General features: G+C 72.6%; 13 protein-coding genes. 7 read left to right on the forward strand and 6 right to left on the reverse strand.

What is annotated here, in order from left to right:
• Nucleotides 1–295 (reverse strand): CYTH domain-containing protein (locus AC1MIR_RS00005; protein WP_480026133.1); only part of this gene is annotated, 295 nt, incomplete at its 3' end.
• A gap of 167 nt (nucleotides 296–462) precedes the next feature.
• Between AC1MIR_RS00005 and uvrB the strand changes: the two genes are divergently transcribed.
• Both uvrB and AC1MIR_RS00015 read left to right on the forward strand, forming a co-directional pair.
• Nucleotides 463–2,685 carry an excinuclease ABC subunit UvrB gene (uvrB, locus tag AC1MIR_RS00010; protein WP_480026134.1) on the forward strand — a complete coding sequence of 741 codons (2,223 nt, stop codon included), beginning with the start codon at nucleotides 463–465 and terminating at the stop codon, nucleotides 2,683–2,685.
• 116 nt (nucleotides 2,686–2,801) lie between these two features.
• Nucleotides 2,802–3,038, forward strand: a complete 237-nt coding sequence (locus AC1MIR_RS00015) for a YMGG-like glycine zipper-containing protein (RefSeq protein ID WP_480026135.1) — start codon at nucleotides 2,802–2,804, stop codon at nucleotides 3,036–3,038.
• Between the two features lie 41 nt (nucleotides 3,039–3,079).
• Here the strand turns inward: AC1MIR_RS00015 and AC1MIR_RS00020 are convergent, their stop codons facing one another.
• Together AC1MIR_RS00020 and AC1MIR_RS00025 are read right to left on the reverse strand one after the other, a co-directional pair.
• Complete coding sequence (locus tag AC1MIR_RS00020) at nucleotides 3,080–4,072, reverse strand: PhnD/SsuA/transferrin family substrate-binding protein (RefSeq protein ID WP_480026136.1); 993 nt, start codon at nucleotides 4,070–4,072, stop codon at nucleotides 3,080–3,082.
• A gap of 2 nt (nucleotides 4,073–4,074) precedes the next feature.
• Complete coding sequence (locus AC1MIR_RS00025; protein ID WP_480026137.1) at nucleotides 4,075–5,394, reverse strand: Rieske 2Fe-2S domain-containing protein; 1,320 nt, start codon at nucleotides 5,392–5,394, stop codon at nucleotides 4,075–4,077.
• A gap of 104 nt (nucleotides 5,395–5,498) precedes the next feature.
• On the opposite strand from AC1MIR_RS00025, the gene AC1MIR_RS00030 reads away from it, so the two are divergent.
• The 4 genes from AC1MIR_RS00030 (at nucleotide 5,499) to AC1MIR_RS00045 (ending at nucleotide 8,362) form a co-directional block, all read left to right on the forward strand.
• Nucleotides 5,499–6,458, forward strand: coding sequence for a PDR/VanB family oxidoreductase (locus AC1MIR_RS00030; protein WP_480026138.1), 960 nt, complete (start codon nucleotides 5,499–5,501; stop codon nucleotides 6,456–6,458).
• Complete coding sequence (locus AC1MIR_RS00035; RefSeq protein ID WP_480026139.1) at nucleotides 6,455–7,639, forward strand: Gfo/Idh/MocA family protein; 1,185 nt, start codon at nucleotides 6,455–6,457, stop codon at nucleotides 7,637–7,639. Before AC1MIR_RS00030 ends, AC1MIR_RS00035 begins: the two co-directional genes overlap by 4 nt.
• A complete protein-coding gene (locus AC1MIR_RS00040) occupies nucleotides 7,639–7,821 on the forward strand; it encodes a hypothetical protein (protein ID WP_480026140.1) in 183 nt (60 codons plus the stop codon). Before AC1MIR_RS00035 ends, AC1MIR_RS00040 begins: the two co-directional genes overlap by 1 nt.
• A gap of 91 nt (nucleotides 7,822–7,912) precedes the next feature.
• Nucleotides 7,913–8,362 (forward strand): MarR family winged helix-turn-helix transcriptional regulator, encoded by a 450-nt coding sequence (locus tag AC1MIR_RS00045; protein WP_480026141.1) that lies wholly within the window; start codon nucleotides 7,913–7,915, stop codon nucleotides 8,360–8,362.
• Here the strand turns inward: AC1MIR_RS00045 and AC1MIR_RS00050 are convergent.
• Genes AC1MIR_RS00050 through AC1MIR_RS00060 form a run of 3 tightly spaced genes read right to left on the reverse strand, consistent with a single transcriptional unit; the run spans nucleotide 8,349 to nucleotide 9,692 of the window.
• Complete coding sequence (locus AC1MIR_RS00050) at nucleotides 8,349–9,032, reverse strand: MlaA family lipoprotein (protein WP_480026142.1); 684 nt, start codon at nucleotides 9,030–9,032, stop codon at nucleotides 8,349–8,351. The two genes, AC1MIR_RS00045 and AC1MIR_RS00050, sit on opposite strands and share 14 nt — an antisense overlap.
• 10 nt (nucleotides 9,033–9,042) lie before the next feature.
• Entirely contained in the window at nucleotides 9,043–9,357 is a 315-nt protein-coding gene (gene sugE, locus AC1MIR_RS00055) for a quaternary ammonium compound efflux SMR transporter SugE (protein ID WP_480026143.1), read from the reverse strand.
• Nucleotides 9,358–9,362: 5 nt separating this feature from the next.
• Nucleotides 9,363–9,692 (reverse strand): Mpo1-like protein, encoded by a 330-nt coding sequence (locus tag AC1MIR_RS00060; RefSeq protein ID WP_480026144.1) that lies wholly within the window; start codon nucleotides 9,690–9,692, stop codon nucleotides 9,363–9,365.
• 86 nt (nucleotides 9,693–9,778) lie between these two features.
• Here AC1MIR_RS00060 and AC1MIR_RS00065 point away from each other — a divergent pair.
• On the forward strand, nucleotides 9,779–11,485 hold a 1,707-nt coding region (locus AC1MIR_RS00065; RefSeq protein ID WP_480026145.1), incomplete at its 3' end, for an MFS transporter.

Raw genomic sequence — 11,485 nt, forward strand, 5'->3', positions numbered from 1 at the left:
CCCGGCCGGCAATGGCCACCGCCCCCCGGGTTTTGGCGTGGGTCGCGCCGGGGGTGAGGGCGAGCATCGCCTCGGCCTCGGCGACCGGGACGGGATATTCGAACTCGGCGCGGACCTTGCCGCCGGGCCCCTTGATGGTGAGCGTCGCGGCCGCCCCGGCGATGCGGATGCGCACGCTGGGCAGGCCGGGGCCGCCGGCCGCGAGGTAGCCCTGGCGCATCGGCAGCGCGGCGCGGGCCAGGTCGCGCCAAGCCTGCCCGCGCACCAGGAACTTCCGTTCGATCTCGATCGCCATGCCGCCCCTGTAGCGCCTGATCCGCGAAGGCGGAATCGCCGAAGCGGTCAATCGGTCGCCCAAACGAGGCCTGCAGCGCGATCCATCGCAGTGGATCGCGCCGAAGCGCCCCTGCCGGCCTGCGCGCCATGCTCGACGCGGCCGGGGGGCGCGCCCACATTGGCGGCATGAACGTGCTCGTCCCGACCCCCGTGCTGTTCTACCCGCAGAAGCGCCCCGCGGCGCCCTCCGGCACGCCGCTCAGGGTGGTCTCCCCCTTCGAGCCGAATGGCGACCAGCCCGCGGCGATCCGTGAACTGGTCGGCGGGCTGGAGCGGGCGGAGCGCGACCAGGTGCTGCTCGGCGTCACCGGCAGCGGCAAGACCTTCACCATGGCCAAGGTGATCGAGCATGTGCAGCGGCCGACGCTGGTGCTCGCGCCGAACAAGACGCTGGCGGCGCAGCTCTACGGCGAGATGAAGTCTTTCTTTCCGGAGAACGCCGTGGAGTATTTCGTGTCTTACTACGACTACTACCAGCCGGAAGCCTATGTGCCGCGCACGGACACGTACATCGAGAAGGACGCGCAGATCAACGAGCAGATCGACCGCATGCGCCACTCCGCGACGCAGGCGCTGCTGGAGCGGTCGGACGTGATCATCGTGGCGTCGGTCAGCTGCATCTACGGCATCGGCTCGGTCGAGAACTATTCGCGCATGGTGGTGAAGCTGGAGCGCGGCGGGCGGATCGACCGCGAGGTGCTGATCAAGGGCCTGGTCGAGCAGCAATACCGCCGCAACGACAGTTTTTTCGCGCGCGGAACCTTCAGGATCAGGGGCGAAACCGTCGACATCTGGCCGTCGCACCTTGAGGACCGCGCCTGGCGCGTCTCGCTGTTCGGCGACGAGGTGGATGGCCTGCGCGAATTCGACCCGCTGACGGGCGAGGTGGCGGGCGAACTGGACCGGATCGCGATCTACGCGAACAGCCACTACATCACGCCGCGCCCGACGCTGCAGCAGGCGATCCGCGACATCAAGGTGGAGCTGAAGCAGACGCTGGAGCGGCTGCACGCCGAGGGCAAGCTGCTGGAGGCGCAGCGGCTGGAGCAGCGCACCACCTTCGACATCGAGATGCTGGAGACGACGGGAAGCTGCAAGGGCATCGAGAACTACAGCCGCTATCTCACCGGGCGGAAGCCGGGCGAGCCGCCGCCGACGCTGTTCGAATACCTGCCGGAGAACGCGCTGCTGATCGTGGACGAGAGCCACGTGACCGTGCCGCAGATCGGCGGGATGTATCGCGGCGACTTCGCGCGCAAGTCCATCCTGAGCGAGTTCGGCTTCCGCCTGCCGAGCTGCATGGACAACCGTCCGCTGAAATTCGAGGAATGGGACGCCTATCGCCCGCTGACGGTCTTCGTCAGCGCCACCCCCGGCCCGTGGGAGATGGAGCGCACCGGCGGCGCCTTCGCCGAGCAGGTCATCCGCCCGACCGGCCTGGTGGACCCGGTGACGGAAATCCGCCCGGTGGAAGGCCAGGTGGACGATCTGCTGGCCGAATGCCGCACCGTCGCGCAGAAGGGCGGCCGCGTGCTGGTCACCACGCTGACCAAGCGCATGGCCGAGGATCTGACGGAGTACATGACGGAGGCCGGCATCCGCGTGCGCTACCTCCACAGCGACGTGGACACGCTGGAACGGATCGAAATCATCCGCGACCTGCGCAAGGGCGTGTTCGACGTGCTGGTCGGCATCAACCTGCTGCGCGAGGGGCTGGACATTCCCGAATGCGCGCTGGTCGCGATCCTCGACGCCGACAAGGAAGGCTTTTTGCGCAGCACGACGTCGCTGATCCAGACCATCGGCCGCGCGGCGCGCAACGCGGAGGGGCGCGTGGTGCTCTACGCGGACACGATGACCGAAAGCCTGCGCCGCGCGCTGGAGGAGACATCCCGCCGCCGCGCCAAGCAGATCGCCTGGAACGAGGAACACGGCATCACGCCGCAGACCATCAAGCGCGACATCTCGGACGTGCTGCAATCGGTGTACGAGCAGGACTACGTCACCGTGGAGGCGATCGAGGGCGACGCGTCGGAAAACTTCGTCGGCAAGGACATCGCCGCGACCATCGCCGAGCTCGAGAAGAAGATGCGCGCCGCGGCGGCCGACCTGGAATTCGAGGATGCGGCGCGGCTGCGCGACGAGATCAAGCGGCTGGAATCGCTCGAGCTCGGCCTGCAGCCGAACCTTGCGGGGCGACCTTTGCAGGCGGAAGCGCCGGCGGGCGCCAAGGCGCGGCAGAAGGCGGATTGGAAGCCGAAGCCGCTCGGGCCGGGCGGCGGCGGCTATGATCCGAAGAAGGGTGAAGGGGCATCAGGTCGCGGCGCGGGACGCGGGCGCCGGCGCTGAGCCGGGGGAACCCGCGGCGGCGCGGGGCATTCTGTGGCAGCGGCGCCATCGCGCCGCCCTGGCTTCGCCATGGCGGGCGGCTTTGGTGGCGATGCCACCGCGAATCGGAGACCCGGATGACCCGTGCCACCCTGCTGCCTCGCCTGGCCCTGGCCGCGCTTCTCGCGCTGCCGCTCGGTGCCTGCGAGGGGATGTCGCGCACCCAGCAGCGGGCGCTGTCCGGCGGCGCGATCGGCGCGGCGGGCGGCGCGGCGATCGGCGCGATCACCGGCGGCTCGGCGGTGACCGGCGCGCTGCTGGGTGGCGCCGGCGGCGCGGCGGTGGGCGCGCTGACCTCGCCCTCGCGGCGCTGAAGGCGGCCGGCGGCCGGCCTCGCCCCGGCCGGCACCGGGCCTCAGACCTTGTGCGCCTCCAGCGCGGCGGGGTGGAACAGCTCGTCCGGCGCGAGCAGGCGTGACGACAGCCCCTGCGCGTGGTGGTGCCGCAGGAAATAGTCGAACACGTGCCGGTTCGGCGCGAGCCCATACGAGAAAAAGTCCTCGCCCATGAGTTGGCGGGCGCGGCGGAGGCTTTCCTCCACGAAGGGCAGCGTCACCTTGGTGGCGGAGGTGTCGGTCAGCCTTTCGAGCGCCACGCGCTTCGAGGCCGCGAAGGCCTTCATCACGGCGCCGACCAGGAAGGGATGCCGCTCGACCAGGCCGCGGCGGATGCCGAGGACATGCATGATCGGGAAGATGCGGGTCTTGCGGTACCACGCGGTGGCTTCCGCGGTCGGGTCATCGAACAGCCAGCGAATATTGGGATCGCCGCGCTCGAAGCAGCTTGGCGCGCGCGGGCCCATCACGCCGTCGAGCTCGCCATCCGCCAGCATGCCGGAGATTGTCTTCCCGGCCGGCGCGTCCTCCACGCGCACGCCCTCGGGCAGCGTGACGGAGAGCTTCTCGATCCGCCCCGGCGTCTCGTAGCCGCCGCGCACCCAGGCGATGTCGCGCTGGTGGACGCCGTATTCCTCCTCGAGGATGGCGCGCGCCCAGACATTCGCGGTGAGCTGGTATTCCGGCATGCCGATGCGCTTGCCGCGCAGGTCCGCGGGCGAGCGGATGCCGCGGTCGTTGCGCACCACGATGCAGGTGTGGCGGAAGGCGCGGGAGGGGAAGACCGGCACCGCGACATAGGGGCTGTCCCCGCGCGCGACGCGCAGCGCGTAGGAGGAGAGCGAGAGCTCGCAGATGTCGAAGGCCTCGTGCCGCATGGCACGGAAGAAGATCTCCTCCGGCTCGAGCAGCATGAATTGCGGGTCCACGCCGTCGATCCGCACCTCGCCGCGGACCAGCGGCATCATGCGGTCATAGGGGCCGATGGCGATGGAGAGCTGGAGGTCGGCCATGCTCACTCGGCCGCCTGTGCCGGCGGGGCGCCGACAAAAAGGGTACGTTCGAGTTCCGTCGTGCCGAGCGTGCGCCAGTCCACGGTCTTCGGCACCACGCCCTCGAAGCTCGCGATGTCGCGCAGCGGCACATGCGGCGCGGTGCGGCCGAGGGCGGGGGCGCCTTCGGCATGCGCCCTCGCCGCCTCGATCATCAGGCGGCGCCACTGCACGATGGCGACGTCGGAGGCGCCGAGGCGTTCGCTGGTGCGGTCGGCGATGGGGCCCATGCTCTCCCACATCGCCATGTCCTGCGCGGGGATGCCCTTGATGCCGGTGAAGTTGCCGGTGCGCATCAGGTTCCGGTCCTGCAGGTAGTCGTTGTCGCGCGTGCGCAGCCGCGCCCATCCCTTCGCCGGGTCCACGTCCACGCCCGGCGTCAGCGAGAGGAAGCGCCGCCATTCGGCGGTGGAGGGCACGTCCGGCCCCTCGCCCCAGGCGATGAAGTGGAACATGCAGGTGGTGTCGTCGAGCGGCACGGTCACCTGCGCCACGTTGTAGCTGGCGTTCGGCGGGATCAGGCTGGTGACGGGCGCGACGAAGGTCGTGATGCGGATGTAGTCATGCGTCGCGGCGTTCTGGATCGGGCGGCGGATCGCGGCGTAGCGGAAGCCGTAGGAGGTGAGCTGCACCTGCATCCGCGGCGCCTTGTCCGTGGAAGGCCGCGTCCAGTTCTTCGCATTGGCGCCGGCGCGGCCGACGCGCGCGGGCACCATGTCCGAGGAATGCAGCGAGGAGGAATGCGCGCTGTCGATCTGGCCCTCCACCACCTGCGCCCAGTTGCAATGGACCAGCGCGGTGCCGATCGCGACGCGCGTCTCGGGCGTCGGCGCGAAGGGCGGCGGCTCGAAGGCGGGCATCGCGGCGCGCTCGCCCATCCAGGCCCAGACGAAGCCGCCGGCTTCCTCCGTCGGGTAGGCGACGTGGCGAAACTTCGCCGCGGCGCAGGCTTCGGGCGGCTCGGACGGCATCTCCACCACGTTGCCGTCGGCATCCACCTTCCAGCCGTGATAGAGGCAGCGCAGCCCGCCTTCCTCGTTGCGGCCATAGACCAGTGACGCCTTGCGATGCGGGCAGAACTCGCCGACCAGGCCGACGCGGCCCTCCGCGTCGCGATAGGCGACGAGGCGCTCGCCGAGGATGCGCACGCGGACCGGCTTGCCCTCCGGCTCCTCGATCTCTTCCGAGAGGCAGACGGGCAGCCAGTGCTGGCGCATGAAGCGGCCCATCGGCGCATCGCCCTCGACGCGGCAGAGCAGGTCGTTCTCGGCCTGGGTGAGCATCGGCTGTCCTCCCGTTGAAGGGGCCGCCTGCAGGGGATTGCGGCAGATACTTAGATTGCTAAGTATATGGCGCACGCCCGAACGAGGCAAGGGGATCGCCAGGCTTGTCCGACACCGAGGATTTCACCCCGCTCCGCGTCGCCGCGGCCGAGCGCATCGCCGAGGAGATCTGGCGCTTCGACCTGGTGCATCCCGAGGGCGCGGCCCTGCCGGGCTTCACCGCCGGCGCGCATCTGCGCGTGCGGACGCCGAACGGGCTGGTGCGGCGCTACTCGCTCTGTTCCGACCCGGCGGCGGAGAGCGGCTGGAGCATCGCGGTGAAGCGGGAGGCGGGCGGCCAGGGCGGCTCGCTTGCGATGTGCGATGGCGTGACGGCGGGCGACCTGCTGCCCTGCTCGGCGCCGCGCAACGACTTTCCGCTGACCGGCCGGCCCACTGCGCGCGTGTTCATCGCGGGCGGCATCGGCATCACGCCGATCATGGCCATGATCCACGAGATCGAGGCCGCCGGCGGTCCGCCCTGGAAGCTGTTCTACCTGACGCGCTCCCCGGCGCAGACCGCCTTCCGCGCGGCGTTGTCCGCCTATCGCGGCAAGGTCGTGATCCATCATGACGGCGGCGATCCCGACAGGGCCTTCGACCTCTGGCCGGTGCTGGAGCAGCCGAAGGGGCGGCATGTGCATTGCTGCGGCCCGCGCGGGCTGATGCAGGCCGTGCGCGACATGACCGGCCACTGGCCCGCTTCCGCCGTGCATTTCGAGGATTTTTCCGCCGCCTCCGCGACGCGGCCGGACGACGCGCCCTTTCGCGTGCGGCTGGCGGCAACCGGGCAGGTCGTCGCCGTGCCGGCGGGCACGACGATGCTGGAAGCACTGCGCGGCGCCGGCCTCGCGCTGCCGTCCTCCTGCGAGACGGGCACCTGCGGCACCTGCCGCACCCGGCTGGTCTCGGGCACGGCGGATCATCGCGACCTGGTGCTGATGGAGCATGAGAAGGCCGGCTTCGTGATGCCCTGCGTCTCCCGCGCGGCGGCGGGCTGCGACGAGCTGGTGCTGGACCTGTGACGCCGCGCCTGAAACTCGGCGTCGCCGGGCTCGGGCGGGCCTTCATGCTGATGCTGCCGGCGCTGGCGCATCATCCGCGCATCCGCCTCGTCGCCTGCGCCGATCCGCGCCCGGCGGCGCGCGATCGCTTCGCGCGGGATTTTTCGGGCGCGCGCGCGCACGAAAGCGTCGCGGCGCTGTGCGACGACCCGGAGGTGGAGGCGATCTACCTCGCCACGCCGCACCAGTACCACGCCGCGCAGGCGATCCGCGCGGCCGAGGCCGGCCGGCCTGTGCTGGTGGAGAAGCCGATGGCGCTGACGCTCGCCGAGGCCGAGGCCATGGTCGCGGCGCATGCGCGCGCGGGCACGCATCTCATGCTCGGCCACAGCCATGGCCAGGACGGGCCGGTGCGCCATGCGCGGCGGCTGATCGCCTCCGGCACGGTCGGCGCGCCGCGGCTGATCACGGCGCTGAACTGCACCGACTTCCTCTGGCGGCCGCGGCGGGCGGAGGAGCTGCGCACGGCGGAGGGCGGCGGCGTGGTGTTCAGCCAGGCGGCGCACCAGCTCGACGTCATCCGCGTGCTGGGCGGGGGGATGCTGCGCAGCCTCGGCGCGCAGGCGATGGCGGCGCGCGGCACCGAGGGCGCCTATGCCGCCTTCCTGCGTTTCGCGGACGGCTGCGCCGCCACGGCGACCTATTCCGGGCTGGGGCGCTACGATTCCGATGCGCTTCAGGGCTGGATCGGCGAGCTCGGCAGCCGCAAGTCGCCCACCCGGCCGGGCGCGTCGCGCCAGGGCCTCGCGGGCCTTGACGCGGCGCGGGAAGCGGAGGCGAAGCTGGCGCGCAGCTACGGCGCCGCCAGGCAGGCGCCCGGCGTGCCGGCGCCGGCGCCGCCCGAGTTCCACAACCAATTCGGATTCGTTCTGGTGCAGTGCGACGGCGCCGATCTGCGGCTGACGCCGGCCGGGGTGGAGGTGCATGACGATGCCGGGCTCCGGCTGGAGCGCACCCCGCTGCCCGACCTGCCGCGCGCCGAGGTGCTGGACGAATTCGCCGATGCGGTGCAGCACGGCATTCCCCCGCGGCATGACGGCGCCTGGGGCCTCGCCACGCTGGAAGCCTGCCTCGGCCTGCTGGAGGCGGCGCGGACCGGCGGCGAGGTGGCGCTGCATCACCAGACGAGGTTCAGGGACTGATGGCGACGCTCCGCATCGAGGCCCGCCAGGATGCCGCGACCGGCCTCTATTTCCTGGCGGTGCACATGCCGGCGGACGCGCCCGAGCCCTATGTCACCACCGCGCCGCGCTACGCCTCGGCGGCGGCGGCGGAGCAGGATTTCGTGGCCACCATCGCCGCCGTGGCGAACCGGCCGCGATGAGATGAAGCCCACCCCGCCGCTGCCGCCCAGGGCCTCCGATGACCGCAGGGCGCAGGCGCCGAAGGCGCCGAGCACCGGAGGTCTGAATCGGATGCCCGAGCGGCGCACCGCGCCGCTCCCGCTGGAAGACTCGCTCGGCTTCCAGGTGCGCGACCTCAACCGGCTGATGCAGCGCGCCCTGGCCGCGCGCATCGCGCCGCATGGCGTGACCTCCGGCGCCTGGTATTTCCTGCGCGTGCTGTGGGAGGAGGACGGGCTGACGCAGCGCGAGCTGGCGGAGCGCACGGGCACGCAGGAGCCGACCGCGGTGATCGCGCTGCGCGGGATGGAGGAGGCCGGCTGGATCCACCGCGCGCGGAGCGCCGAGGACAAGCGCAAGGTCCATGTCCACCTGACGCCCGCCGGCCGCGCCCTGCGCGAGACGCTGCTGCCCGAGGCGCGCGCGGTGATCGCCGAGGCGACGGCGGGGATGAGCGCGGCGGAGCGGGAGGCGCTGCTGGCCCTGCTGCGCCGGGCGCGCGCGGCGATCAGCGCGGCGTAGCGGCGTCCTCTTCGTCGAGGGCCGCGGCGTCCTGCGGGCAGGCGGCGGCGCGGCGCTGCAGCCAGGCGCTGCGCAGCGCGGCGTAGGAATCGAGTGCTTCCGCCTCGAGCCTGCTCAGCGCGGGCTCGGCGCGCTCATAGGCGAGGAAGGCGTCGCCCGCCTGCCAGCCGGCCACCGGCGCCGCGCCCAGGCCCTGCGCGAGCGCGGCATTGGCGGCGAGTGCCGCGCCGGCGTCGCGCAGCGTGCTCGGGCCGAGCAGCGGCAGGACGAGATAGGGACCGCTCGGCACGCCCCAGGCGCAGGCGGCGTCGCCGGGCGAGAGGGGCTGGCGCTCCAGGCCCCGCTCCGCCGCCGCGTCGCGCCAGCCGCCCCAGCCGATCGTCGCATTGATGCCGAAGCGCTGCGTGGCGTTCCAGGCGCGCGAAAGATCGCCGGCGGCGACGGCGCTCAGCGCGGTCACCGGCTCTCCGAGATTGGCAAGGACGCGGCCGACGCCCGCACGCGTCTCGGCCGAGACCTGCGCGCGCCAGAGAGCGGCGGCGGGGGCCAGCGCGTAGGATTGCGCGAGGGCGTTGAAGCCGTGGATGTGGCGGTTGACGCCCTCCCACGGATCGGGCGCGGCCTGCGCTGCGGCGGGGGCCATGGCCAGCATGGCGATCAGCAGTCGCATACCGGACAGACTACGCCGAAAGCTTCAGCATCGCGATCCCGGCCGCGATCAGCGCCACGCCCCCGATGCGCAGCGCCGTCGCCGGCTCGCCCAGCACCAGCATCCCCACCGCCGCCGTGCCGACCGCGCCGATGCCGGTCCAGACCGCATAGGCCGTGCCGACCGGCAGCGCCTTCAGCGCCAGGCCCAGCAGGAAGATGCTGGCGGCCATCGCGCCGAGCGTCAGCACGCTCGGCCAGAAGCGCGAGAAGCCGTCGCTCACCTTCAGCCCCACCGCCCAGCCGATCTCCAGCAGGCCGGCAAGAGTCAGCCAGATCCAGGCCAAGGGAGTCAGGCCACCCCGGCGCGGCGGAGCTCGGGCTCCAGGCGGCCCGTCAGCATCAGCCAGGCCATGCGCAGGTCGGAGCCCAGCGACCACAGCGGATAGCGGAAGGTCGCGGGGCGGTTGCGCTCCACCAGCATGTGCGAGCCCCAGGCGAAGCCGTAGCCGACCACCAGCGCCGCCAGCGCCAGCCAGAACGGGCCGACCAGCACCGCCCAGAGCAGCACGACCACGCCCAGCACCGTGCCCGCGGCATGCACCGAGCGGGTCAGCGGGTTCGCGTGCTCCCGCAGGTAGTAGGGCCAGAACTCGGCATAGGTGGCGATGCGGTCCGACATGACCGGACGTTAACCCAGGCCGCGCCGGTCTGCCATCGCGGCTTTGCGCTATCGCGGGCCCGGCACGGCTGCGACACTCGCGCGGAATGCGCCTGCCGACCGCCCTGATCCCGCTGCGCCATCCCGCCTTCCGGCTGCTCTGGCTGTCCAACCTGGTGGCGAATACCGGGATGTGGATGCAGAACACCGGGGCGGGCTGGCTGATGACCAGCCTGGCGCCCTCGCCGCTGATGGTGAGCCTGGTGCAGGTGGCGGCGCTGCTGCCGGTGTTCCTGCTGGCGCTGCCGGCCGGCGCGATGGCGGACATCGTGGACCGGCGGCTGTTCCTGCTCGCCACCCAGGCCTGGATGGCGGCCTGCGCGCTGCTGCTGGCGCTGCTGACCCATGCCGGCGCGCTCGGGCCCTGGGGGCTGCTTGCGCTCAGCTTCGCCATCGGCGCGGGCACCGCGATGTCCTCGCCGGCCTGGCAGGCGACGACGCCCGAACTCGTGCCGCGCGACGACCTGGGCGGGGCGATCGTGCTGAACGGCATCGGCTTCAACCTCAGCCGCGCCGTCGGTCCCGCGATCGGCGGCCTGGTGGTGGCGCTGGCGGGGCCGGAGGCGACCTTCGCGCTCAATGCGCTGGCCTTCCTCGTCGCGATCGCGGCGCTGGCGACCTGGAAGCGGGAGGCGCCGCGCAGCAGCCTGCCGAAGGAGAGTTTCCTGTCCGCGCTGCGGGCCGGGTTGCGCTTCGTGCGCGGCAGCCCGCCGCTGCGCGCGGCGACGATCCGGGCCTGCGTCTTCTTCGGCGGGCTCGCGGCGATCTGGGGCCTGCTGCCGCTGGTGGTGCGCAAGGGGCTGGGCCTGGGCCCCGAATGGTACGGGCTGATGCTGGCGGCGATGGGGATCGGCGCGGTGATCGGCGGCTTCATGCTGCCGGCGCTGCGCGCACGGCTCGACCGCGGCGCGATGGTGGTGGCGGCGAGCCTGCTCGGCGGCGGGTCGCTGGCGCTGCTCGGCTCCGCGCCGCATGCGGCGGTCGGGCTGCTGGCGATGATGGGCTTCGGCTTCGCCTGGCTCGCCGGCGCCTCCACCCTGCAGGCCGCGGCGCAGCTCGCGACGCCGCCCTGGGTGCGGGCGCGGGCGCTCGGCTTTTACCAGGTGGCGACCTTCGGGGCGCTGGCGCTCGGCACCGCGCTCGGCGGCTGGGCGGGCGAGGTGTTCGGGTTGCCGCTCGCGCTCGGCGGCTTCGGCGCGGCCTGCGCCATCGGTGCCGTCGCGGTGCGGGGCATGTCCATCGAGGCCGCGCCCGCCCGCGCCGCCGCGCCCCTGCCCGCCGTCGCCGCGCCGCGACCCGAGCCGGCGGACCCGACGCTCGCGCCGATCCTGGCCGAGGAACGCCACCGCGTTCTGGAGGTGGTGCGCTACACGATAGACCCGGCCGAGCGCCGCGCCTTCATGGCCGCCATGGAGGAATGCCGCGGGGTGCGGCTGCGCGGCGGCGCGCTGGCCTGGCGGCTCTACGAGGATGTGGCGCATCCCGAGCGCTGGGTGGAGCTGTGGATCGTGGAGAGCTGGACCGCGCATCTGCGCGAGGAGGAGCGGCTGACCGAGGACGACCGCGCCACGCTCGCCCGCGCCGCCGGCTTCCATCGCGGCGCGGGGGGGGGGGGCGGGGGGGGGGGGGCGGGGCACGACGGGGGTGGGCAACGCGACGACGCTGGCGCGTGTCGCCGCAATGGTCGCCGCCGCGCAGGCCTCCCGCGCGCCGGTGCAGAAGCTGGTGGACCGCGTGAGCGCGGTCTTCGTGCC

It is taken from the genome of Falsiroseomonas sp. RANM36, from assembly GCF_056682175.1.